Annotated in this window: 22 protein-coding genes; 17 read left to right on the forward strand and 5 right to left on the reverse strand. The window is 40.3% G+C overall.

Annotated features, from left to right (window positions below; genetic code table 11):
- The first annotated feature begins 114 nt into the window (after positions 1-114).
- On the forward strand, positions 115-303 hold the full coding sequence (locus tag ACY3ZI_RS09810) for a hypothetical protein (protein ID WP_487377336.1): 189 nt from the start codon (positions 115-117) through the stop codon (positions 301-303).
- A 55-nt stretch (positions 304-358) separates the two neighbouring features.
- On the opposite strand, the gene pdxK is transcribed toward ACY3ZI_RS09810, so the two are convergent.
- The gene (gene pdxK, locus ACY3ZI_RS09815; RefSeq protein WP_108478183.1) at positions 359-1,207 is read right to left on the reverse strand and encodes a pyridoxine/pyridoxal/pyridoxamine kinase; all 849 of its coding nucleotides are present in this window, start codon (positions 1,205-1,207) and stop codon (positions 359-361) included.
- A gap of 656 nt (positions 1,208-1,863) precedes the next feature.
- Between pdxK and mdtJ the strand changes: the two genes are divergently transcribed.
- The 3 genes from mdtJ (at position 1,864) to ACY3ZI_RS09830 (ending at position 5,453) form a co-directional block, all read left to right on the forward strand.
- Complete coding sequence (gene mdtJ / locus ACY3ZI_RS09820) at positions 1,864-2,292, forward strand: multidrug/spermidine efflux SMR transporter subunit MdtJ (protein ID WP_036948234.1); 429 nt, start codon at positions 1,864-1,866, stop codon at positions 2,290-2,292.
- Between the two features lies 1 nt (position 2,293).
- A complete protein-coding gene (mdtI, locus tag ACY3ZI_RS09825) occupies positions 2,294-2,626 on the forward strand; it encodes a multidrug/spermidine efflux SMR transporter subunit MdtI (protein WP_211885489.1) in 333 nt (110 codons plus the stop codon).
- A 544-nt stretch (positions 2,627-3,170) separates the two neighbouring features.
- Complete coding sequence (locus ACY3ZI_RS09830; protein ID WP_211885491.1) at positions 3,171-5,453, forward strand: autotransporter domain-containing protein; 2,283 nt, start codon at positions 3,171-3,173, stop codon at positions 5,451-5,453.
- A gap of 103 nt (positions 5,454-5,556) precedes the next feature.
- On the opposite strand, the gene ACY3ZI_RS09835 is transcribed toward ACY3ZI_RS09830, so the two are convergent.
- Positions 5,557-5,904 (reverse strand): RidA family protein, encoded by a 348-nt coding sequence (locus ACY3ZI_RS09835; protein ID WP_036948225.1) that lies wholly within the window; start codon positions 5,902-5,904, stop codon positions 5,557-5,559.
- Between the two features lie 148 nt (positions 5,905-6,052).
- Between ACY3ZI_RS09835 and yoaA the strand changes: the two genes are divergently transcribed.
- From yoaA to ACY3ZI_RS09880, 9 genes are all read left to right on the forward strand, one after another.
- Positions 6,053-7,978 (forward strand): DNA repair helicase YoaA, encoded by a 1,926-nt coding sequence (gene yoaA / locus ACY3ZI_RS09840; protein WP_487377340.1) that lies wholly within the window; start codon positions 6,053-6,055, stop codon positions 7,976-7,978.
- A 103-nt stretch (positions 7,979-8,081) separates the two neighbouring features.
- Positions 8,082-8,777 (forward strand): tRNA (adenosine(37)-N6)-threonylcarbamoyltransferase complex dimerization subunit type 1 TsaB, encoded by a 696-nt coding sequence (gene tsaB / locus ACY3ZI_RS09845; protein ID WP_487377341.1) that lies wholly within the window; start codon positions 8,082-8,084, stop codon positions 8,775-8,777.
- A 220-nt stretch (positions 8,778-8,997) separates the two neighbouring features.
- Complete coding sequence (locus ACY3ZI_RS09850; RefSeq protein ID WP_036948218.1) at positions 8,998-9,600, forward strand: Slp family lipoprotein; 603 nt, start codon at positions 8,998-9,000, stop codon at positions 9,598-9,600.
- A gap of 332 nt (positions 9,601-9,932) precedes the next feature.
- Positions 9,933-11,621 carry a long-chain-fatty-acid--CoA ligase FadD gene (fadD, locus tag ACY3ZI_RS09855; protein WP_211885494.1) on the forward strand — a complete coding sequence of 563 codons (1,689 nt, stop codon included), beginning with the start codon at positions 9,933-9,935 and terminating at the stop codon, positions 11,619-11,621.
- A gap of 108 nt (positions 11,622-11,729) precedes the next feature.
- The gene (rnd, locus tag ACY3ZI_RS09860; protein WP_487377344.1) at positions 11,730-12,851 is read left to right on the forward strand and encodes a ribonuclease D; all 1,122 of its coding nucleotides are present in this window, start codon (positions 11,730-11,732) and stop codon (positions 12,849-12,851) included.
- A 518-nt stretch (positions 12,852-13,369) separates the two neighbouring features.
- Positions 13,370-14,122 (forward strand): Slam-dependent surface lipoprotein, encoded by a 753-nt coding sequence (locus ACY3ZI_RS09865; protein WP_211885497.1) that lies wholly within the window; start codon positions 13,370-13,372, stop codon positions 14,120-14,122.
- Between the two features lie 64 nt (positions 14,123-14,186).
- Positions 14,187-15,620, forward strand: coding sequence for a surface lipoprotein assembly modifier (locus tag ACY3ZI_RS09870; protein ID WP_211885498.1), 1,434 nt, complete (start codon positions 14,187-14,189; stop codon positions 15,618-15,620).
- 18 nt (positions 15,621-15,638) lie between these two features.
- On the forward strand, positions 15,639-18,671 hold the full coding sequence (locus tag ACY3ZI_RS09875) for a TonB-dependent receptor domain-containing protein (protein ID WP_487377346.1): 3,033 nt from the start codon (positions 15,639-15,641) through the stop codon (positions 18,669-18,671).
- A gap of 50 nt (positions 18,672-18,721) precedes the next feature.
- Positions 18,722-19,501 (forward strand): energy transducer TonB, encoded by a 780-nt coding sequence (locus tag ACY3ZI_RS09880; RefSeq protein ID WP_249215388.1) that lies wholly within the window; start codon positions 18,722-18,724, stop codon positions 19,499-19,501.
- Positions 19,502-19,573: 72 nt separating this feature from the next.
- On the opposite strand, the gene minE is transcribed toward ACY3ZI_RS09880, so the two are convergent.
- From minE to minC, 3 genes are read right to left on the reverse strand one after another with little or no spacing between them, the layout of a single operon-like run.
- Positions 19,574-19,870 (reverse strand): cell division topological specificity factor MinE, encoded by a 297-nt coding sequence (gene minE / locus ACY3ZI_RS09885; protein ID WP_036948203.1) that lies wholly within the window; start codon positions 19,868-19,870, stop codon positions 19,574-19,576.
- A gap of 3 nt (positions 19,871-19,873) precedes the next feature.
- Complete coding sequence (minD, locus tag ACY3ZI_RS09890) at positions 19,874-20,689, reverse strand: septum site-determining protein MinD (protein WP_036948201.1); 816 nt, start codon at positions 20,687-20,689, stop codon at positions 19,874-19,876.
- A gap of 23 nt (positions 20,690-20,712) precedes the next feature.
- The gene (minC, locus tag ACY3ZI_RS09895; protein WP_036948199.1) at positions 20,713-21,438 is read right to left on the reverse strand and encodes a septum site-determining protein MinC; all 726 of its coding nucleotides are present in this window, start codon (positions 21,436-21,438) and stop codon (positions 20,713-20,715) included.
- Between the two features lie 129 nt (positions 21,439-21,567).
- On the opposite strand from minC, the gene ACY3ZI_RS09900 reads away from it, so the two are divergent.
- From ACY3ZI_RS09900 to ycgN, 4 genes are read left to right on the forward strand one after another with little or no spacing between them, the layout of a single operon-like run.
- Positions 21,568-21,837 (forward strand): YcgL domain-containing protein, encoded by a 270-nt coding sequence (locus ACY3ZI_RS09900; protein ID WP_036948197.1) that lies wholly within the window; start codon positions 21,568-21,570, stop codon positions 21,835-21,837.
- Between the two features lie 49 nt (positions 21,838-21,886).
- Positions 21,887-22,990: a lytic murein transglycosylase gene (locus ACY3ZI_RS09905; RefSeq protein WP_036948195.1), complete on the forward strand. Its 1,104-nt coding sequence runs from the start codon at positions 21,887-21,889 to the stop codon at positions 22,988-22,990.
- 20 nt (positions 22,991-23,010) lie between these two features.
- Entirely contained in the window at positions 23,011-23,667 is a 657-nt protein-coding gene (locus tag ACY3ZI_RS09910; protein WP_036948193.1) for a fumarylacetoacetate hydrolase family protein, read from the forward strand.
- A gap of 17 nt (positions 23,668-23,684) precedes the next feature.
- Positions 23,685-24,128, forward strand: coding sequence for a cysteine cluster protein YcgN (gene ycgN / locus ACY3ZI_RS09915; protein ID WP_196231028.1), 444 nt, complete (start codon positions 23,685-23,687; stop codon positions 24,126-24,128).
- The last annotated feature ends 1,512 nt before the right edge of the window (positions 24,129-25,640 follow it).

Genomic DNA, 25,640 nt, shown 5'->3' on the forward strand with positions numbered 1-25,640 from the left:
TTTTTTTCTTCAAGTGCAATGATGCTTATCAACCAATCACATTCAGGCTGACTGAATTGTAATGATTTTCCTTTATGCTTAATTATGAGGCTGTCTGTTGAATTTTTGACATCAATGACGCAATCCGAACCTAGCTGCTTAGCGGATGGCAGATGGGTTATTTTAGCTGGAGAGTTGGATAAAATGGGGCAGTTTGTTGTCGATCTTGTTGATGAAAAACATGAACGTAATGGCATTATCAATCCTTTAGTGATGCATTTATTGAATATGGAGTGTGCCATGAGTCATTACGCTTCTCTTTAATAATTTGATGGTTACCAAGATGCTGATTCAAGGCAACCATTCAATTTTGGCTATCTTAAAGCACTAATTCACTACGACCCGTAGCGGCCATATGAATGATACCTTGCTCGATACGCAAACACGCCATTTTGGCAGCATCAGGAACGGATAATCCGGCTAATAATTGAGCGGTAAGTTCAGCGCCGAATAGGTCGCCAGTACCTTTTGGTGTGACAGGGTAACGTTTATGGCGAATAACGGCGACATCCTGTTTAGTCACACAAACCACTTCAATGCTTTCCTCATCAGGTTGGAAAGCGCTCGTAATGATGACCCACTGCGTGTGACCTTTGAGTAACGAACGCGCTGCACGGGTGGCATCGTCTAGATTGTTTATCTCTTGCCCGCTGAGTGTGGAAAGTTCAAATTTGTTCGGGATAATCCCTGTTGCGAGTGGAATGACTTCATGACGATAAACATCAGCTATCGCTGGAGGAATATAAAAGCCACTATCTTCATCTCCCATGACAGGGTCGACAATGACAGGCATTTTAGGGTGTTGCTCGCGCACAGAGCCAAGCCAATTTGCAAGGTCGTGAGCTTTATCTGGGGAACCTAAATAACCCGTCAAAATGGCTTTAATGCTGTTTAAACTGCCACGTTCAACAAAGCCTTGTAAATAGCCACGAAACCATTCACCGGGTAATTCTCCACCATAACAAGTGGCATAGTGGGGCGTGTTGCTTAGAATAACGGTGGGAACTGCAGCAACGCGTAATCCTTGTTTGGTCAATGCGGGGACAGCGATGCTATTACCCACACTGCCATAGACAACTTGTGATTGAATGGAGACAACATCATAAGGAAGCGGGGTGGCATCGGCGGCGTTTTGAAAGCTATTTGACGTTAGCGTAAAGGTATCCATGACTCTCTCTTATTTGGTGTTCATTATTGCTATTTTCTAACGGATAACACGATAAGAAGCGTGTTGGCGTTAATTGTCAATCGTAACCGAAAAAATTCATATTGAATGGGATGTTAGCAGCATAAAAAAGGGTAAAAAAATTTTTTTTTGCTCAGATCCTCTAAAAATAAATGCGAGGAAAATGACAGAATTATTCGCAAAATAGACGCTGGCACTGTATTGCTTAGCATATTAATGAATATTTATGCATAAATATGACGAATTCAAAAAGCGTTTGTATTCATTGACTTAATAATTTTGGCGTGGTAGAAATAGCTTGAAACTAACAATTATATGAGGGTTCGGAGTAACTTGGATGGATGTCCATCCGATGAAATGAATGAGATATCATGCTTAGCGTGACTAGCATAAAGATCAGTAAGTCCCAAAGAAGATCAACACACAAGCTTTTCCTTTCCGCTATTCTTTCCAGTGAGTATCACTGGTGTGGCGCATTATAGCGTCCTTCTAGATTATTCAATTCGCTGAATAAAATCAGCACTCTTTTATTTTTATTTGAATTTTAAACAGCTTAAAGCATAGCCATTAAGCTCATTGCCTTTCTGTCTTGTTCAAAAAACAGGCTATGGCGAAGCTGTATCTAGAGGGATACTATAATGATTTATTGGATATTTTTAGCATTAGCTATCGTGACTGAGGTCATTGGTACGTTATCAATGAAACATGCCAGTGTAAGCGGTGATTTCACTGGTATGGCTGTGATGTATGTGATGATTGCGACTTCCTATATTTTACTGGCGGTTGCGGTAAAAAAAGTGGCACTGGGTGTTGCTTACGCTATGTGGGAAGGTGTTGGTGTTCTGCTAATTACGACGTTCAGCGTATTGTGGTTTGGAGAATCACTGTCACCAATGAAAGTTGGTGGATTAGTTTTCCTGATCACAGGTATTGCATTGATCAAATCAGGCACCAAAAAAGCGACTGTTAGCCAATCAGCTCAGAAAGTAAAACAAGCTGCAAAAAATGCGGTTGATTCCGCCAAAGCCCGAGCTTTAGTGACAAAGACCGCTAAATCGGAGGTGTAGTATGGCCAGTCAATTTGAATGGTGGCATGCGGCATTTTTGATCCTCGCAGTGGTACTGGAAATTCTTGCCAACGTATTTTTAAAAATGTCAGATGGTTTTAGACGTTATTGGTTAGGAATTTTGTCTCTCATCGCCGTATTAGGGGCATTTAGTGCACTGGCGCAGGCAGTGAAGGGAATCGAACTGTCAGTGGCTTATGCATTATGGGGAGCGTTCGGTTTAATCGCCACAGTTGCTGCCGGCTGGATCCTATTTAATCAACGCTTAAACTATAAAGGCTGGGGTGGGTTAGTATTCCTACTTATCGGTATGGTGCTGATTAAAATGTCGTAACGGATAATTTGCTCAACAAAAGCATATTGTCAACGAAGTCATTAGGTTTTATTTAATTATATTCAACCTAATGACTTCACTTAATTTTCCTCTCTTGGATTTAATGTACTTAGTAAGTGTACATTTATAGAATATTACACTTCAAACAAGCGTATAACGTTCCATTATCAATTCATTATTATATTTTGATTTTTTTTGGCTATATTAGTTTCGTGCCGAAAATAAAATAATTCATATGTTTTACAGAATATTCTTAAAAATAGAATTTATTTGAATTTAATTTATTTAATAATAAATGGAAAGCAAGTTTTAATAGAAAATTATTTTATTTCAATATGATGCGTATTGATTTTCAGGGTTTAACTTCATTGAGTAAATCATTGCTTTATTTGGCTTTCAATTCTTGATTTTACTAATGTATTTAATCTTTCTTAAGTGATATTCTTTTCCCCGCTTTAAAAAGGAATGGTTTCTATTGAATTTCATATTGAGAATTGATGATTAATTTAAATTCTCATAATAACAAAATTATGCGAAAAATATTATGAAGCTAAATAAATTAAGTCTGGCAGTGACTATTGGAATTTCCTTATTAACGTCTCAAGGATATTCTGCGAATAATAAGCTTGAAATTGAGAAAAAGGTTGATATCAATATTGGCCCTGGTATTGATTCTGAAGATCTTTCGATTTCAGGCGATGGAAAGGTTATTGCGGGAAATGAAAGTTCGGATAATCGTGATTCGGGTGTGTTTCGTTGGTCACAAGACAAAGGGATCATGCATTTAGGCACGCTGAAAGCAGATAACAGCGGTCGTGCGTCAACAAATGGCGTTTCAAAGGATGGCTCTACGATTATTGGTTATTCAAGTACAGATGATGGGCGCGGAAGTGCATTTATCTGGACTGAACGTGGCGGAATGGAAGGCTTAGGTAGTTTACGTACGGATGGCATTAACGGTTCGTATGCCCAAGCAGTTTCTGATGATGGGAAGGTAGTTACAGGGCAAGCGTCAGTGGACGATAACCGCTCTGTTGCGTTTATTTGGACTCGAGAGTCAGGCATGGTTGGGCTGGGAACATTAAAAAGCGATAACACAGGAACTTCTGATCCTAATGGATTATCCGCTGATGGCTCAACGGTAGTGGGGGATTCAAGCACTCACTCAGGAAATACGCATGCTTTCAGATGGCGTAAAGAAACGGGCATGACTGACTTGGGAATATTAACGTCGGATAATTCAGGAATTTCATCGGCAAATGGCGTGTCTGCCAATGGTTCAGTTGTCGTAGGTTCTTCTGACACAGATGGAGGGGATAGCAATGCTTTTCGTTGGACTGAAAAAACCGGAATGGTGGGTCTAGGCACGTTACGCGCCGATAATTCAGGGCGTTCAGGGGCTGACTATGTATCCAGAGATGGCACCGTCGTTGTCGGTGGGTCTGACTCTGATTATGACAGTGATTCCACAATGGCATTCCGCTGGACTGAAAAAGACGGCATGAAAGGCTTAGGAACATTAAAGTCGGACAACTCAGGCTATTCAGAAGCGTATGATCTCTCAAGTGATGGTTCAGTGATTGTGGGGGAGTCATACACGGATTCTAATAAATACATGCAGGCTTTCCGTTGGACTGAAGAAACAGGTATGGTGAACCTAGGAACGCTGCAATCCGATAACCTCGGTAACGCAACGGCGTATTCGGTATCGGATGATGGTTTGGTCGTGGCTGGAACCTCAATCACAGACAGTGGTGAGAGCCATGCTGTTTTGTGGAAAATTAAGGAAGCCTCAACGAAGCCAGTTGATCCAATAAAACCGGTCGACCCAACGAAACCAGTAGACCCAACTAAGCCAGTTGATCCAGTAAAACCCGTAGACCCAACAAAACCAACGATTGTGACGGTAGATGCCACCAATAGTAGCCGCGCAATGTCTCGTACAGCAAGTCGTGGATTTGAAGTGCTCGATCTCTACCAAAATAGCTTAGAGACTCTCAGTTCAAGTCGCTGCCAGTTAGGGCAGGACAACTACTGCGTTGGGTTATTTACGCAATATGATACCGTATCAAGCAACCATCGTGTTGCTACTGGCTTGCATGGAACTCTGCGTTTACCAGCAGAAAACTGGACTGTTGGTGTGGCGATGAACTTCGCCAATAACACAACACTCACTAGCAATTATGATACTCGTGGTAGCAATCATCCTGCGGTGGGCGGTTATATTCGCTATCAAGAAAACCGTAATAATGAAGGTCTCTATGCAGATTTGTCGGCATCATACCTGAGCCAAGGCTTAGTGATCACCCGTGATACCTTACAAAATACGGAAGGTGGGCAAGGCAACGCGACTATCAAAGGTTATCAAGCTCGTGTAGGTGCAGGTTACGGTATTTCCGTTGCTCCTCAAACTCAATTGCTACCAGAAGTAGCATTGACCTATAAAGATATTAATCGCAGTGGGTATACTGAAGCGAAAAATGCGGAATTTGCTGCGCAATATGGACGTATGGGTAACAAACGTACAGATATCGACCTTGGTATTCGAGTGGATCACAATATCAATGATGTAGTCACGTTAGATGGAAAAGTGGGTAGCGCATTCAAGCTAAATAGTGATCGTGATGCATTTACAGGCTATGTACCGTACATTGGCGCTTATGCTTATGACAAAGGCTCAGAGAAAAGTGTGACTCCATATGTGGCTGCGGGTATCAATGTGAATGTCACGAAAAACTCTACATTACGCGCCGATGCTGGGTGGCAAAAAACGGATTATAACCATGATGGTGTTCAAGCAGGGTTAAGTTATTCGTACCATTGGTGATGATAGGTAAAATAAATAAGTACAATATAAATAAGTAAAAAAGAGGGCGTTTAGCCCTCTTTCTTCAAGTCTTAATCAAACTTCAGATATTTATCAAATAACGTCAATCAATCGCCGCAACGATTTTGATCTCAACTTTATATTCAGGCTTCATCAGAGCCGCTTGAACAGTGCAACGAACAGGCGCGCTACCCGCAACAACCCACGCATCCCACGCTTGGTTCATGCCAGCAAAGTCCGCTTTATCTGCGAGGAAGATAGTCGCATCTAAGATTTTGCTTTTATCGGAACCCACACGGCCTAACATGACATCAATAGCGGCTAAGGTATCTGCGGTTTGAATAATAATATCGCCATCCAGTTTTTCTGGGACGCTAGTGTAATAGACCACGTTGTTGTGGATAACAGCTTCAGACCAACGGGTATCTGGGTCAATGCGTTCAATAGTCATAATTGTTCCTTATTATCAATGCTAACCAAGGATATCAGTTTGCTACTATGATGAAAATCAGTTCATTGATGAAACGATAATTAGCTCAGCAGCCATCTTGAACTCATGGTAAAGTGTGCTCATCAACAGTAAGCAATATAGGTTCGTAGTGTCTAACGACTTTTCAGCAGATGGCTTTCTAGCAAAAACAATTCCCGGTTTCCAACCTCGAGCTGCGCAGGTCACCATGTCTGACGCGGTTACTCAATCTATTGAGCAGCAGCATGTGCTGGTGGCTGAAGCGGGTACAGGAACAGGGAAAACCTACGCTTATCTCGTCCCTGCATTACGAAGTGGCAAAAAAGTGATTGTCTCTACAGGGTCGAAAGCACTGCAAGACCAACTTTATCACCGCGACCTACCTACGATTATCGATGCGATGAACTACACAGGTAAAACGGCGCTATTAAAAGGGCGTTCAAATTATCTGTGTCTTGAAAGATTAGATCAGCAATCCCTCGGTGGAGGTAGTCTTGAACCGGAGATCCTCGCAGCGGTTGTTAGATTGCGCAGTTGGTCCATCGAATCAGAACTGGGGGATACCAGTACTTGCCATGATATTGCTGAAGATAGCCCCGTTTGGCCGTTAGTTACTAGTACCAACGATAACTGTTTAGGCAGTGATTGCCCCCGCTACCAAGAGTGCTTTGTACTCAAAGCGCGTCGTAAAGCTCTTGATGCCGATGTAGTGGTCGTTAACCACCATCTTTTTATGGCTGACAGAGTGGTGAAAGATACAGGTTTTGGGGAGTTGATCCCCCAAGCGGAAGTGATGATTTTCGATGAAGCCCATCAAATCCCTGATATTGCAAGCCAATATTTTGGTCAGCAACTCAGTAGCCGGCAACTGTTAGATTTAGCTCGCGATATGATAATGACGTATCGTACAGAACTAAAAGACCAAGCTCAATTGCAAAAAAGTGCCGATCGACTGACGCAAAGCACACTGGATTTTCGTCTTAACTTAGGGGAAAACAGCTTTAGAGGGAATTTACGGGAATTACTGAAGTTATCCGAAGTTCAGCGAGCGTTAACGCTACTGGATGATGCACTGGAACTCTGTTATGAAGTCATCAAAACGTCATTAGGGCGTTCCCAAAGTTTGGATTCTATTTTTGAGCGCGTGACGATTTACCGCAACCGTCTTAACCGCTTAAAGGATGTCACCATACCGGGTTATAGTTACTGGTTTGAGAGCTACGGACGTCACTTTTTATTAGCCTTAACACCACTCACTGTCGCGGATAAATTCAGTGAAATGATTGCTAGTACGCCGGCTAGTTGGGTGTTCACGTCAGCAACCCTTTCTGTTAACGAAAAACTGAGCCACTTTACTGACCGCTTAGGTCTCAGCTCTGCGAAAACATTATTGCTCGCAAGCCCGTTTGATTATGAAAGCCAAACTTTGCTGTGTGTGCCTCGCTTTTTACCGGAGCCTAATCAACGGGGTAGCGCTCAAAAGCTTGCCAATATGTTGCGCCCGTTAATTGAAAAAAACCGAGGTCGATGCTTCTTTTTATGTACCTCTCATTTAATGATGAGGGAATTAGCTGAAGAGTTTAAAGCGTCGCTGACATTGCCTGTGCTTATGCAGGGGGAAAGCAGTAAAAATAAATTGTTGGCACAGTTTATTGCGGCAGGAAATGCCGTTTTGGTGGCTACGAGCAGTTTCTGGGAAGGGGTTGATGTCAGGGGGGATGAACTGACCTGTGTGATCATCGATAAACTCCCGTTTACTGCACCGGATGACCCGTTATTACGCGCTCGGATTGAAGATTGTGAACTCCGAGGCGGAGACCCATTTGCCGACGTTCAATTACCCGATGCCGTCACCACATTAAAGCAAGGCGTTGGGCGCTTGATCCGTGATACAAAAGATTACGGCGTGATTGTGATTTGTGACAATCGGCTCGTGACACGCCCTTATGGGGAGGTGTTTTTGCGAAGCTTACCTCCTTCACCACGTACGCGAGATCTGAATAAAGCGATTGAATTTTTGGCAACAAAGCGCGCGGAAGCGATTGAGAAACACTAATTTTATGCAATCCTGTGGGCGGTTTATGCTAAGATACCGCCTATCTTTCAGGTTGCCGTCATAAGGCGACAACAAAAAACCTAATATTTGCCGGAGTTTAGGCATGTCGAGTCGTATTCTAGCTGTTGATACAGCCACTGAAGCTTGTTCTGTTGCATTACTGTGCGACGGTGAAATTATTTCGCGTTTTGCAATCTCTCCTCGCGAACATACTCAAAAAGTACTGCCTATAGTCGAAGAAGTGCTGGCGCAAGCAGGTATTAAACTTAATCAATTAGATGCATTAGCATTTGGGCGTGGACCGGGTAGTTTTACTGGAGTTCGAATTGGTGTGGGCATTACTCAAGGCTTAGCGCTGGGTGCCGATTTACCCATGATTGGAGTTTCCTCGTTGATGACGCTGGCACAAGGGGTATACCGCACAACGAATAGTTCCCGTGTGTTGGTGGCGATTGATGCTCGAATGTCCGAAATATATTGTGCGCAATATCAACGTGATGAGCGCGGTGTTTGGGTAGGTGAAGAAACTGAAGCTGTGATGCTTCCTGCTGATTTCAAATTAAAATTCACTGAATTAGAAGGGCAATGGAGTCATGCAGGAACGGGCTGGGCTGCTTATCCTGAATTATTAGAAGGCTTGTCCTTAAGTGACAGCCTAATCACGTTACCTGCAGCGCAAGATATGCTGCCAATTGCTGAGCAGCTGTGGCTAGCAGGTAAAGTGACTGCGGTTGAGAATGTCGAACCGACTTATTTGCGTAATGAAGTGACTTGGAAAAAATTACCGGGTCGCGAATAAATAGAATCAGCATGATTTTTGTCGAATGAAAAAATAGCTATCAGGGTAAAACCGATAGCTATTTTTTTAATCTAAGATATAGAATCGGTGTTTAATTGAGCTATTATTGAATAAATAAGCGTTAATAAAAATTGGATTGCACATATAATGTGATAAGGAATACCAGCAGTTTTAATACGTACTATCTCACTTTATAATGACTGCTAATTGGAGGTGGTAAATGAAAATTCAATTTAGCTACCGCTCGGCAATGAAAACTCTATTACTTGCGGGCATATTAGCGCTGGCAGGTTGTGTATCTATCCCTCAGTCTATTAAGGGATCAGTACCTAATCCTGCAGATAATCTTAAGTCGGTGCAAAATGCGCCGGAGATGTATATTGGTCAAGAAGCGCGTTTTGGCGGTAAAGTGTTATCTGTCTTTAATGAGCCGAAAAGAACGCGGATTGAGATAGCCGTCATGACGTTAAATAAATATGACGCTGCGCCTGAATTAAACTCTGCATCGCTTGGTCGAATCTACGCTTATATTAACGGTTTTGTTGAGCCAAACGATTTTAAAAACCGCTATGTCACTGTTGTGGGTAACATAACTGGAGAACAAGCAGGGAAAATCGGAGAGGTACCTTATCAATATGTGACAATGAATGTCACAGGCTTCCAACGTTGGAGTATTGCACAAAGCGTGATGATGCCACCGCCTGCGGGTCCATGGGGGTACGGGTATTATGGTTCCCCATATTACTATAATCATCCTTGGGGATGGGGCTATGGGTATCCAGTGGGGCCGGCTCAAGTACAGACGTATTTAACGGAAGATTAAGCAATAGTATTATTCTGCTAAAAATCCTAGTTAAGCTAGGATTTTTTTTATAAAAATACTGAGCATGAGTGGACTATTAATCGCTTAATTCTCCAAAAATTCCTGCCAACAGTGTATAATTACAGGTTATAAGCAGACTAAAGTTCTGGTGAATTAATCATAAGTTGATAGGGCGGCATTGACCGCCTTATTTTTATCTCGAAGGAATGAAATTTATTTAGTGATATAGCTCTCAACCTTAACATTGTCTAATTTTCAAACTGGTACAATGAGTTAATAATTTGTTAAAGGGTTGTGTAAAATAATAACTCACTAAATTCAGGAGTAACATTTTGGAAAAAATCTGGCTAAAAAACTATCCTGCTGATGTACCTGAAGAAATAAGTCCTGATGACTTCGCGTCATTAGCAGAGTTACTTGAAAACGCCGTTTCTCAATATGCGGATCAGCCAGCGTTCATTAATATGGGCGCAGTGATGACCTACCGTAAACTTGAAGAGAGAAGCCGCGCATTTGCCGCATACCTACAAAATGGATTGGGTCTTAAAAAAGGTGATCGAGTTGCGTTAATGATGCCAAATTTGCTGCAGTATCCTATAGCGCTGTTTGGGATTTTGCGTGCGGGTATGGTAGCGGTTAATGTTAACCCACTGTATACCCCGCGAGAGTTAGAGCATCAGTTAAATGATAGTGGGACAACAGCGATTGTCATCGTTTCTAACTTTGCACATACATTAGAAAAAATCGTTTTTAATACCAAAGTTAAACACGTTATTTTAACCCGCTTAGGGGATCAGCTACCGCGCCCGAAAGCCACAATTGTGGATTTTGTGGTGAAATATGTAAAACGGTTGGTTCCAAAATACAATTTGCCGGATGCCATTTCGTTTCGTCGCGCTATGCATCAAGGCTATCGAATGCAATATATCAAGCCGAATATTATTGGCGAAGATTTAGCATTCTTACAATATACCGGTGGTACGACTGGGGTAGCCAAAGGTGCGATGTTAACGCATCGTAATATGCTTGCGAATATCGCCCAAGCTAAAGCTGCGTATGGTCCTGTTTTACATTTTGGGCATGAATATGTGGTAACGGCACTGCCGCTTTATCACGTCTTTGCGCTGACCGTAAACTGCTTATTGTTTATCAGTGTGGGTGGCGTGAATCTGCTTATCACCAACCCGCGAGATGTGCCAGATACGGTGAAACAATTATCCCGCTATCCCTTTACCTCGATCACGGGTGTTAACACGCTCTTTAATGCATGGTTGCAAAACCCGGAGTTTCAGAAGCTTGATTTTTCTCGTTTAAGGCTGTCTGTTGGAGGCGGAATGCCTGTCCATAAAGCGGTTGCTCAGAAGTGGCAAGCGCTGACTGGACGGCATTTACTCGAAGGTTATGGCTTAACGGAATGTTCGCCATTAGTTTCTGGTAACCCATATAATTTAACAGCTTATAGTGGTAGTATCGGGATACCTGTTCCATCAACCGATGTGAAATTTTTAGATGATGATGGGCATGAAGTTCCTCATGGTACTCCTGGGGAAATGTGGGTAAAAGGTCCGCAGGTGATGAAAGGCTATTGGAATCGTCCCGATTCGACCAGTGAAGTGCTTATCAATGGTTGGTTAGCGACTGGCGATATCGCAGAAATAGATGACGAAGGCTATATTCGTATTGTTGATCGCAAAAAAGATATGATTATTGTCTCTGGTTTTAATGTCTACCCGAATGAAATCGAAGATGTCATTTCCATGCATCCTGATGTTATCGAATGTGCTGCAATTGGGGTACCAAGCGAAAGTACTGGAGAGGCGGTGAAGGTTTTTGTGGTCACCAAAAATTCAGCACTGACCGCAGCAGATCTAAAAACATTCTGCCGTCGTTCATTAACTGCGTATAAAGTACCGAAAATTTTTGAGTTTCGTGATGAGCTGCCGAAATCTAATGTAGGAAAAATTCTACGAAAAGAATTACGAGCCGAAGAGCAGCAAACACGAGAAAAATCGCCGTCATAGCGAGTAGGCGATGAATTAACAAAAGCAATGTGTGTAACGCCGGTTTTTACCGGCGTTACTGTGTCAATCAGATACATTTAACCAAATTATAATAAAGAGAAACTTGTTTTGAATTACCGTTTAGTCACAACAGATAGCGAATTAGCCCAAATCTGCCAAGAGGCCAGTGATGCGCCATGGTTAGCATTAGATACTGAGTTTGTTCGCACTAGAACCTATTACCCACAGCTGGGCTTATTGCAGTTGTATGATGGAAAACAGGTTTCACTGATTGATCCGCTATTAATGACGGATTTTAGCCCATTTAAGGCGCTGTTAACCAATCCAAACCAATTGAAATTTTTACATGCAGGCAGTGAAGACTTAGAAGTGTTTATGCATGATTTTGGTTGTGTGCCAGAGCCGATGATAGATACCCAAATCGTAGCGGCATTTTTGGGTTATCCCATTTCTTGCGGCTTCGCTACGTTAGTGGCGGAACATTTGGGAGTTGAGTTAGATAAAAGCGAATCTCGAACAGACTGGCTCGCGCGTCCTTTAAGTTCGAAGCAGTGTGACTATGCGATGGCGGATGTACTTTATTTACTGCCGCTGGCTAAAATTTTGATGGAAAAAGTGACGGAAGCTGGCTATTTGGCCGATGCCCAAGACGAGTGTCAGCGTGTGGTTGCTCGCCGTCAAAAAACAGTTAAACCTGAAAAAGCCTACTTAAATATCACGAATGCATGGCAATTACGCGATGAGCAACTTGCTTGCTTACAGTTGCTGGCGGCATGGCGTTTGGATCAAGCCAAAGCGCGGGATATGGCGATCAATTTCGTGGTTAAAGAAGAAAATCTGTGGAAAATTGCGCGTTATTTACCGAGCTCTTTAGGTGAGTTGGATGCCCTTGGTTTATCTGGGCAAGAAATTCGCTGCCATGGTCGCCGCTTGTTAAGTATTGTCGAAGACGCGAAGAAACTGGATGCCAGCCAGTATCCGGTGCCTGTTGCTAATATTACTGAACAGAGCCAATACAAAAGCATTTTTAAAGAGATCAAAGGGGTAGTGAAAGAAATCGCCGAGAATGAAAAATTCAACCCAGAGTTATTGGCATCTCGTCGACAAATTAACCAGTTATTAGCGGTGCATTGGGGGCTAAAAGAGAAATCATGTCAGCCTGAACTGCTTGCTGGTTGGCGAGGCCGGTTACTAGAAGCGCCATTAACCCAATTACTTAGCCAAGCGTAATCATAATAAAGGCACAAAATAGAGATAATTTTGTGCCTTTATATCATTTTCAAAATACTTTTTTTCTTGGGCATTTTGTTACTCATATCAATAAGCTTTATTCTTATCCCGCCAATATTAAATATTTATTCTTCTTTAAATAATGACGATTATTATTTTGCACTAATCTAAAAATAACACCGCATTTTGATATTAATGGCACTATTTACTGCATTTCAATTCTGTAATTACTCTTAAAAAATAGCAAATATAAATAAAAATCGAACTTAAAATAACCCATTACAGCGATGATTAACATTTGTATGGGGAGGGTTGTTTTATAGTTGATTGAAAAATAAAAAGAAAAACTATCATTCTAATACAATGATTTTTAATTGAATTATAAATTCCCCATTTGTAAATAAAACTCATTCTCATAGAATCATTTCCAGTTTGTGGGCCCACAAATACGTCCAAGAGTACAAAGCAAAAAGTATCATCTCCTTTTAATTTCTTATTTATATATAAGGAAATAACTTATGAATAAAAGCACTAAAGTTACATTAATTGCTATGTTGGTGGGGGTTTCTACTTGTGCGAGTGCGGTAACGGAATCTGCACAGAGCCAAACGTATGAGACAGAAAGATCGGATATTCGTGTTGCTGGAACGGAAGTTGTGAGAGGTCCACATGGAGGTCAATTGGGTGATCCTGGCGTTGGTCATCGTAGTATTGCAGGAGGAAAAACAATTTCATTATTAGGTCTGACTAAGATGGGAACAAAAACAGACGAAGATGTAACAATAGTCAATAGTGGCGGGCCATTAAGTCATTCAGGTATGGGTAAATTTCAATTTTCTAAGGTAGCAGATGCTGAAATTTACTACGGTGATTGGTCACAAACTGGAAAGGAAGACGATGCTAAACATACGGCATTCTTCTCTGGCCTAGACGCCACAACGGCAGTTCCTACCGAAGGTAAAGCCACTTACACCATTGCTGGTATCAACCAATATGATGGAGAGAAACAACTCTCTGGTACATTTGAAGCCGACTTTGGTGATAAGGATTACACGGGTTCATTACAAGGTGAGGAGTTAAAAATTGCTCTCGAGGGGCAAATACAGGATGCAGGTTCATTCTCAGGTTCAGCAACTGCCAATGATACAGTATTAGGTTTAAGTTACGGGCGCTTCTTTGGTGAGAATGCGGAACATGTTGGTGGTGTCGCAGTGTTTAATAGTGACCACAAATATGATACTGCATTTGGTGGTAGTCAGAACCAAGAGTAATCTTTTAATTTAGCGCTGTATATTCATCAGGTAGGCAAAAGTGATTTTGCCTACCTGTATTTTTATGGAAAAAGAACAGGAAAGAGAGATGAAAAAAATAATAAACAATATTGAGGTGTTAATTCTATTATTGTTTTCTGCAAATTCATTTTCTGAACAAAATTATGGCCATCAACAATATGAACAGATAATTGAAGTTTTAACGGAAATAAATAACACAAGGAATAAATCCCCCATTATAATCCCAATTAAAATTAATAAAACTGTCGACGACCTTGGTTTTATTCTTTATGATTTAACCAATCGGCAGCAATTTCAAAAAATCGATGAACTATTACCTGATTATCTAAATGATAAAAATCACGATAAAGGTATGGTGGATTATATTTCTGCAGAAAGAGCTTACTTTAATGGGGATTACCCATTGTCACTTAAGTTTTATTTAAAAATAGTTAATGGAAACCCTAACTCAGTGTTTGCTGAAATGAAACTGGCTCATGTCTATATAAAAAATAGTTATCACCGTGAAGCATTGATTTTATATAAAAAAATAAAAAATAAATATCGAGTAAACTTATCTGAAGAGCGAATAAAACAGATAGATAATGAAATTACAGCATTAGAAAATCGCGCGCATTGGCAGGGAAATTTCAATGCTGATGTAAAATATGACACAAACTATACCGAGGCTCATGGTAATGGTGAGCAGCAATGTAGTGCAATGTGGTGTATGCAAGGTAGCGAAATTAAATCCGGTTTGGTGTATGGCTTTTCAGGAAATGCCAATAAAGTCCTTTGGCAGAATCGAGGACATTCACTGTTGGCCAGCCTTGGTGGATACGTATGGGAATACCCACATCGCTCAGTAAAAAGGCGTTTTTCAAGTTATTCATCAGTAAGCTATCAGTATCTTTATGGGAATAAAAAGATCGCTTTTTCACCGATTGTAGATATTAATTGGCGAGGGCATTTGTTTGACCATTACAGTGTCGGCGCGAGCATTACAGGGGCATACTCCCCTAGTAATAAGCTTTATTTGCTATCCAATCTAACGTATAAAAATCAAGCTTTCTTTGGGAAACGAGTATCGCGATCAGGTTATGATATTAATTATAGTATAACGGCAATTTATTCGGTCAATCCACAATGGAGCTTATTTTCAAATTTATATGGTGGTAAAAACATTGAGCAATATAAAAGTGACAGTTATCAAGTGTCAGGGTTAACTGTGGGCTCAATCAATGTATTTAGCTCGAATAAGTTAGTCAATAAATTAACAAGTAGTAATCATACGTTTTTTGATTTTGACAGTGCACTTAATACAAAGCGACACGATGAGTCATGGGCGTTAAATAGCCAAATAACCCTATTAGGACACAAGTTTTTATCATTAACTCCAACACTCTATGTTAATTACAAATTCAATGATAGCAGTGCAAAAATAAGCTATTCCTATAATAAAAGCGAAGTGGGTTTAAATTTAAGTAAAACGTTTTAGTTCGTATTGAGATTTAGTATGAAAGTAACAGCAGTGGTGGCAATGAAAATTGCCACAGGGTTAACGATGGGTATCATTTCACTTTCGTCTTATGCCAGCTCAAGGGAACAGGTGGGCAATATACAGGTAAAAGATAGAACAGATACTATTAAGCTACGTGACCAAAAAGGTGCGGATGACCAATATGATAAAGATGAATCCAATATTTATATAAGTAAAGAAGCGGTAGAACGTTACAAAGGAACGAATCCCGCAGATGTTCTTAACCACGGTATTGGTGTGTATAGCGGGGATGCGCGCAATAGCGGTGCATTAGACCCGAATGTTCGCGGTATTCAAGGGCAAGGGCGCGTACCCGTCACAGTAGATGGTACAGAACAAGCCATCACAGTGTGGCGTGGCTACAACGGGGCTAATAACCGAAATTATGTAGACCCTAACATGATCAGTAGTATTACCGTAGTAAAAAGCCCAATGTTAGACCGTGATATTCGTACTTCAGTTGGTGGCGGCGTTGCGGTTAAGACTCTCAGTATTGATGATGTTGTGCCATTCGATGAACGCTTCGCAATAGATTTTAAATTAGAAACACGGACTAACTCAACCAAACCAAGAATTAATGAATTTACCCTTGGTACAGATTATCGTGATGATTCAGCTATCATGTATAGCTTAGGAAGCAAAGATAATTATCGAACTCGGATTTATTATCGAGATCCAAAAGCTTCAGTCGAGCCAGATCAACCGGGAAGTTCGAATTTTTTTAATTTAAAAGACAGTGCGGTACGAGTGGCGCTAGGATTACGCCAAGAAAAAGTTGATATACTGTTTGCCTATAGTCACCGAAATCAAGGTAACTACTTTGCTGGTCGCCACGGTGCAGACTATTTCCGAGAACCTATTATTACTACCGATATCGATAACTCCAAAAAAATGGTGGATCCCAATATTCCATTTGTTGCGAATGTGTACTTACCCACCAAAGAGGTGGGGAATGCCTCGAGTAATAGCGAAACTTTTCTGCAAAAAATAAATTTGCAACTTTCTGAATCACAAAAAATATCCCTTGGCTATGTGCATACAAAAAGCCATTACGGGGAAATTATGCCTTCACAAATTCGTTTTCATGATTTAGCGGGGGAAATTCCCCAGTGGCCCTTAGCTAATATAAGTCTAGGATCATTCTATGCTAACTATGATTTTAAATCTGAAAAGCAGCCGTGGGGTGATCTTCAAATGGGGTACTGGCTAACGAAAACGGATTTAAATTCGAATACTGCTGGTGGATTACCTAGGGAAGCGATGGAGTTAGATTGGTCAGTTAACAGTTTAAGCAGAAGAAATCCCAATATAGATGGCACATTAGTAGATGGAATTAAACTGAATCAAATCAATAATAGGCAAGGGCTAGTTTTATCTAATAAATTACAGTTTACTCCGAACTTTGATATGACTCTAATAGGGAATTTTATTAGAGAAGAGATTAACACTAATGACGATATATATGCACCAGATGCAACAATCGCTAAAAAAAATACATTTAGAGCTATTCCGCGAGAAGGTAAACGCCAAGAATTTAGTGGAGCAATAAAATTAGACTGGCGACCAACAAACTGGCTAAATGTAAATGCTGGTCTACAGTACCAAAACTATTGGTCACGAGATTTATTAAGGGAACGTCGATTAAAAGCGAAAGACTATAACTTCGCGATTCATCAAATTCCGCAAGCCATAAATTTCGAATATTCTCGAGTGCTCACTGAAGAGGAAGCGCATAAAGTGAGAGAGTATGTAGACAGCAAAGGACGCACTTTTGGCGGCTACAATGAAGTAGGGCTCTGGCCAGACAGTAGCATTGGCACTTCTAAAATAGAGTGGTTTGTTGCCGAAGCGTTATCACTGCCTAAACATTCCCTCAAAAGTGCGGAACACTATTCTACAATCCGTGAAGAGTATGAGGGATTTCGTATTACCGGATTCGACTATATTAAATGGCGAGTGGATGAAGATGGTAAGTTCACGACAGAGAATAACCCATTTTATAACGGGGAAATTGACCTTTCAGAAGAAGTGATTGACCCGATTAGCCAGAAAAAAGTAAAAGCAATCATAGCTTACCGTTCCTCGACTAAGGGATATGAATATATTTCAGTCAACGAGAACGAAAAGTATAAAAACCCCGGTAAGCGCATTAATTCTGCATGGAGCCCATCAATAGGAGGATCTGTCTACCTTTCAGAAAATGACCGTGTGTTTGCTCGTTATGCTGAAACCGTCAGAATGCCCAGCATTTTTGAAGATACGATTGGATTTTCAGGGGCTGGTGAAGGTTTCATAAGAGCACGTCCATTTAAACCAGAACGTAGTCATACCTTTGAAATCGGTTATGTACGTAATTTGCAAAGTTGGTTGAAAGCAGAAAATGCCGCCGATTTTAGAATCAATTATTACCATAATATTATTGATAATGCGTTTGATCGTGATGGTAATTTGGTCTTTTCACAAATGGATCAGCACCGAACGGCCGGATTAGAAGTGTTAGCTCGTTATGATAATGGACGCTTCTTTGGGGATTTAGGGGTTGATTTTCGATTAAAAAATGAAGTTTGCGATAATGCTTCTATGGCACACCTCGACCCAATCAATAAGTTTAATTCTTCCGTCTGTACGGAAGGTGGCTTTCCATTAGGTTACCTTCGCACTCAGTTACAACCTAAATACAGTATTCACACTAATTTGGGAATGCGCTTCTTTAATGAAAGCTTGGAAGTCGGTGGGCGTATACGCTACCACGCCAAAACAGAAAATAAAGATGAAGCTAGCATGATTCACCGATTTGGACCTTTATATGCCCCTTTAAACAATAATCCGATGAGTTGGAATGCAGTATTTGTTACTGATGCCTATGTCACTTATCAAGTGAATAAGAACCTGTTAGTGGAATTGTTAGCCTCTAACGTATTAAACGAATATTACATTGACCCGCTGACACGTAGCATGATGCCAGCACCGGGGAGATCCCTTCGTTTAAGTGTGACCAGTCACTTCTAAGGCTCAGCCCCAGCAAAGCACATTTGCTGGGGCTGATTAGGAATATCGCCATGAATTATTTTCGAATTTATTATGGATTACCGCTTTCTGGCTTATTACACGGCACCATTATTTATTTCTGTTTTTTTGCATTCAATTCATTGTCATTCAAAATGACAGCACCGTTAATTTCGCCAGTAGTGACCGTCGCGTTAACCCAGTTTTTAGTTGAGCAACAAGTGAGCATCCCCCAAGAAAGCCAATCGGTAACTGGTGGTGAACTCAATGCCATTGAGGAATTTGAGTACGCGAACATCAAGGTCAGTAAGCAGCGTAACCAGCAAGATAATGCCTCAAATACCGTCGCTGAAAAAACACCTAAAGAAGTGAAATCTGAAAAACGTAGTTCTGTAAAAAATAAGGCTAAGCCGGAAGAAAAAACCAAGAAAGAAAGCCTTCGAGATGATTTGCAAACCCAAAGAGCTAAAGAAGGAGAAAACACAGCAAATTCTTTAGCCGCAGGGCAGCGAGGTGATCTCTCCCATTTTTCTGATGGTGAAAATAGCATCAATGCCAAACAGCGCTATTTAGACCAGATCAAACGGGAAATTGATAGGCATAAACAGTACCCGCGAAGAGCACGCAAAATGCGTATGCAAGGGGATATTCAAGTTCAGTTTGATGTCACAGAGAAAGGTGAGTTGGTCAATGCAAAAGTGGTGGATTCAGAAAAGAGCCAATTTTTCGAGCAGGCAATATTGGATGCGATTAAGCGTTGCAAGCCACTCGGTAAGCCACCTGAAAGCATGAATAGAAAAATGACATTAGAAATTAACTTCAGATTAGACTAATACTGAAATCAACAACAAAATCAAGCCGCTATGGCGTTATTTAATATAGCGATATAGCGGCATTGTACAATATTACTGTTCTGCGGGTTTTGCTTCTTTGACGTCTTTACCTTCTTCCGCTTCAGGAAGGGTGACGTTTAATTCGAGAACAGAAATATCATCATCTTTTTGTTCAAATTGTACGGATAACATTTCTGGGTCAACTTGAACATACTTGCAAATAACTTGCAAAATATCTCGCTTCATATCAGCAAGATAAGCTGGCTCACTATCACCGCGGCGACGTTCAGCAACGATGATCTGCAGTCGCTCTTTTGCGATATTTGCTGTCGTCTTTTTTCTCGACAGAAAGAAATCCAATAAAGCCATTATTTATCCCCCAAATAGACGCTTTAAGAAGCCTTTTTTCTCTTCTTCAATGAAACGCATAGGGCGATCTTCACCTAAAATACGTTCTACACAGTCGCTATATGCTTGTCCTGCTTCAGAGTCAGAGTCCAGAATGACAGGTTCACCTTGGTTAGATGAACGTAAAACAGACTGATCTTCTGGGATCACACCCACTAATGGAATGCACAGAATTTCCAAAACGTCTTCCATACTCAGCATATCACCACGAGTCACTCGACCTGGGTTATAGCGGGTTAACAATAAACGTTCTTTAATTGGGTCTTGACCTTGTTCTGCACGGCGTGATTTAGAGGATAAAATTCCTAAAATACGGTCTGAGTCACGAACAGAAGAGACTTCTGGGTTAGTTGTGATAATGGCTTCATCAGCAAAGTACAGTGCCATTAATGCACCACTTTCAATACCGGCAGGAGAGTCACAGATAATAAAGTCAAACGCCATTTCGTTGCTGAGTTCATCAAGAATTTTTTCAACACCTTCGCGAGTCAGCGCGTCTTTATCACGAGTTTGTGATGCAGGAAGAATATAAAGGTTTTCAGTACGTTTATCTTTGATTAACGCCTGATTAAGAGTTGCATCACCTTGGATAACGTTAACGAAGTCATAGACTACTCGACGTTCACACCCCATGATTAGGTCAAGGTTACGCAGACCGATATCGAAATCGATAACTACGGTTTTCTTCCCTTTTTGAGCTAGGCCGGTAGCTATGGCCGCGCTTGAAGTGGTTTTACCAACGCCACCTTTACCAGAAGTAACAACAATTATGCGTGCCATGAATAATTCCTTGTAAATAAGGTCTAATTTAAGTATTCAATATTAAGTTTGTTATCAACTAAACAAAGTTTAGCTGCTTTGGCGAGAAATTCAGTAGGTATCTGATCACTCAACCAATACTCGCCTGCAATGGACACTAGCTCTGCTTGCAAATGAGTACAATAAATCTGGCTTTCCATATCACCAGAGGCACCAGCAAGGGCACGACCTCTCATAACGCCATAGATATGAATATTACCATCTGCTAATAATTCTGCACCTGCACTAACATTACTTGTGACGATGAGATCACTATTTGGCGCATAAATACGCTGACCTGAACGAACAGGAGTATTGATTATACGGGTTTTGCGATAAGCAGATTCGATAGGAGCAGGTTGTGGGGCAATATCAGATTTTGCAAAAGTAACGTCATCCGTTGATGGCTCTGGCGCTTTTTTGCTTTTACCTTCAATAAGCACTGGCAAGCCCGCTTCATTGATCTTTTGTCTTAACAGTGGATCAGTACAACCGCTGACGCCCACAATTCGAAGACCAGCAGAAACAATCGCTTTGTGGATACTGTACATATCCGCATGGTGAGTTAATTCTGCAACATTAATAACAACTGGGGCATTTTTAAGAAAATCAGGAGCCTGATTGACCTTGTCTTGCAGCGCTTTTTTGATGAGTTTAGGCTCTTCACTGTGTAAGTGAATGACTGAAAGAGTAAAACTGCTGCCTTTAAGTTCTATTGGCGATTGTGGCATCTATCTAGACTCAGCAAATTAAAATTTCCGAAACAATCCTCGGGTGAAGATACTCAGTAAAACAATAGCATGTTATAGTTACTGCATACTTCAAGCAAGCTTACGAACCAAGAAAAAGAGTTAAATATAATGATTTGTGCAATTTATAGAAGCCCGAACCGTGATCAAACTTATTTATATGTCGAAAAGAAAGATGACTTTTCACGCGTACCAGAAGAACTCCTGAAGCAATTTGGCAAACCACAGTTTTCAATGTTAATTTCATTGGATAAACGTGAAAAGCTAGCAAATGCGGACATTGAGCGAGTTCGAGCTGATCTTCAAGACGTTGGCTACTACTTGCAATTTCCACCTCCGGTTGAAAATTTACTTTCTGAATATCGCGAATTAAACGACTAAGACAATTTAGGATGATCCTTAAAAAGCCATTATCGTCAGGAGGATAAAAATGAAGCCAACGTTATTATATACCTTAGTCGCTGGTGTACTTTTAGCAAGTTGCAGTGCTCCGCAAACCCAAAAAGCTGCAACTCAAGCAAACGAAACTCGAATTCTGACAACGGCACAAGAAGCTGCGATTGAGAAAGAAGTTATCGCACTAGATAAAGCTTTTCCAATTGAACAACGTGAGCCTTCACAATTTCCTGCCTATGTGGAATTGCTGAAACAACATGCTGCGGCTCAAGGTATCAAACAGTCTACGATTGATCGTGGCTTTGCTAACATTTATTTCCTTGAACGTGTCGTAAAAGCGGATAAAGGGCAACCTGAAAAACGCGCAACAGTGACGTTAGCCAGCTATTTAAAAAATGTCTTACCACAATCTCGCATTAATGCGGGTGTTGAAAAGTACTATGAAAACCAAGCGGTATTGAACGCAATTAGCCAGAAATATGGTGTACCGCCACAGTACATTGTCTCTTTATGGGGACTCGAAAGTGGTTTTGGTCGTTCACAGGGTAAAGAAGATGTAATTTCAGCGCTTGCCACACTCTCTTTTGAAGGGCGTCGTGAAGCACTGTTTAGTAAGCAATTATTAGCAGCCTTGGAAATCATGGATAAAGGTTATATTCCTGAAGATCAGCAACTGAAAGGTTCATGGGCTGGGGCGATGGGGCAGAGCCAATTTATGCCAACGTCTTATTTATCCTATGCCGCAGATGGCGATGGTGACGGCAAAATGGACATTTGGAATAACAAAGCCGATGTCTTTGCTTCAGTTGCCAACTATTTATCCACGGAAGGATGGCAATCTGCATTACCATGGGGCTATCAAGTTTCACTACCTGCTGATTTTAACCGTAGCTTAGAAGGGGTTAAAACGGAACAAGGAAAAACCGTTCAGGAGTGGGAAAAATTAGGGGTTAAATTACCTGCATTTTCTCGACTATCGCCAGATTTAAAAACATGGGTGGTTATTCCTGATGACCCTGAAGGTCGAACGTTCTTAGTGACCCAAAACTTCCGCACGATTATGCATTGGAATCGTTCATATTATTTCGCATTAAGTGTTTGTATGATGGCGGATGGTATCGCTGCAAAAATACAATAACGATAATAGGAGTTACCGATATGTATCAACATCGCGACTGGCAAGGTGCTTTATTAGATTTCCCTGCCAATAAAGTAGTTTGTGTGGGCAGCAACTATGCCAAACATATTAAAGAAATGGGTTCAGCATTACCTGAAGAACCTGTCTTATTTATTAAACCGGAAACTGCACTGTGTGATGTGAACCAGCCAATTGTTATTCCTAAAGAATTAGGCTCGGTTCACCATGAAGTTGAGATGGCGATTTTGATCGGTATGCCTCTTAAAAATGCGGATGAAGATAGGGTTGCTCGTGCAATTGCCGGTTATGCAGTCGCACTTGATTTAACCCTAAGGGATTTACAGGCGAAATTTAAGAAAGCAGGGCAGCCATGGGAAAAAAGCAAAGCTTTTGATGGTTCATGTCCAATTTCAGGATTTATTCCCGTTAGTGGTACCAGTGACCTGCAAAATATGTCACTGAGTTTAGAAATCAACGGCGAGATTCGTCAGTCTGGCTCGACCCGTGATATGATCACGCCTGTTTTACCGCTCATTAGCTATATGTCCCGTTTCTTTACCCTACGTCCTGGAGACGTTATCTTAACCGGCACACCGGAAGGTGTGGGACCATTGGCTTCTGGGGATATGTTAAAGCTAACGATTAATGATAATTCACTGACCACTAGAGTCATTTAAGTATAGGATTTTGCAGTATTATGTCTCAGTTTTTCTGGCAGGTTAAAACCTTAGATGAAATGACCGATGAAGAGTGGGAATCTCTCTGTGATGGATGTGGGCAATGCTGCTTGCATAAATTAATGGATGAAGACACCGATGAGATCTATTTCACTAATGTGGCTTGCAACCAGTTAAATATTAAAACCTGTCAGTGCAGACATTATGCAGATCGTTTCAAATATGAAGCGGATTGCATAAAACTGACTCGGGATAATCTGGAAACATTCGCTTGGTTACCAAGTACCTGTGCATACCGTTTGTTAATGGAAGGAAAGCCGCTTCCTGCATGGCATCCATTGAAAACTGGTTCAAAAGCTGCAATGCATAATGAAGGTATTTCAGTTCGCCATATCGCAGTACGAGAAATTGATGTGGTAGAGTGGGAAGATCATATTATGAACCGACCAAACGACAGATAATGCATCACTAATCGACTCTTCTAAAAACCCGCTTCATTTACACTGAGCGGGTTTTTTATCCTTACGCCCTCATTAGATCCAACGCCATCAATTCGATTAAAAATGACAAATCGAACAAAAAAAAATCACTATTAATCACCTGTCAAGATTTTTTATTACAAAGAAGATATTTGTACTTTGTGGAACCTATTGAAATAGATTACTTATAAATGAGAACAAACTCGGTTTATATTTAGTAATGTTCAAATGTTAAATATTCTTTAATAAAAAGTAGAGTGATATTTAAATAATATTCAGTCAGCCTAATTCACACACATGGTGATTTTAAGTGATATTTCATAACATATTGAAATAATATACTTTTTCTGTCTTATTTCACTCAAATATCATATTGTCATTCAAGAGCTAATTTAATGAGTCAATGTTATCTAAATAGAACTATTATTAACGTTATTGTCACGTTAGTTCACTGAAAAGATGGGTAGAATAGGTAGTGTTAAAATCGATTAGCACTTAGCTTTAAATGCTTTTTTGTTCAAAATGAAGACATAAGACAAATCAAAAACTCACAAAATGCGTTTTTAGGAATATTCCTAATATGCATTTTTTAGGCAATTTTTATAAATTTGGTCGAACTGTTATTATTGGCAAATAACCTTATATATCACTGAATTACGCAAATTCGCCAAATTTTGATACAGATCAAGTTTTTGGTTAAAAAGTACCACTTATTTAGTATTGTTAGATCAGAAATGATTATTTCCGCTTACATAGCCTCACACCCTGATACTCTTAATAAGATTAAATTGTCAAAGTCTTATTATATGACAGGAGCATTATCTTGCGGTATTTATGATTTTTTATCATAAATATTCTCCCTGCTTCTTTACTGTGTTTTTTCTATTCCCTCTACGGTAGTGGTAGTCACTAAAAAATTGTTGTTATATAACTTTTTACTTTGCCCTAATGCGCAATAAAGTTATAGATAATTCTTTTACTCTCAATGAGAGTTAATTTGTGGGTTGGAATAATAATTCGATATTTAATTTTATTTATTGGCAAATGTTTCAATATGAACATGGGTTATTTTAATAAGAAAAATTTATCAATTACGTATTTTTAACACGTATAGCGTGACTCTATTTTGTAATCAAAAGACTAGAAAAAGTGTCTAAATGTAAATAAAAATACAAAATTTAACTTATATCTCAAATTTAAAATATTCACAAAAATCTTTTATATCTTATAAAATCGAAATTAAATTTTATAAATTTGAGTATTTGTTTTTCAATCATCCAATTCAGCCTCTAAATATGACTTATTAAGTGTAATTAATATATTGACCATTTCGATTAATAGATCATTTGCAATAGCCTGCACCTATCAAAATGTTAATAAGCTAAGGTAAAAACGATTTAATGACACATAAGTTTTTATGTATTCTTTGCTTCGAATTAGATGGTCATACAAGTTGTTGGTCAAAAACAGAATGCACTGAGCTACTTTTGATTT

The sequence above is a fragment of the Providencia sp. LY12 genome (genome assembly GCF_057621555.1).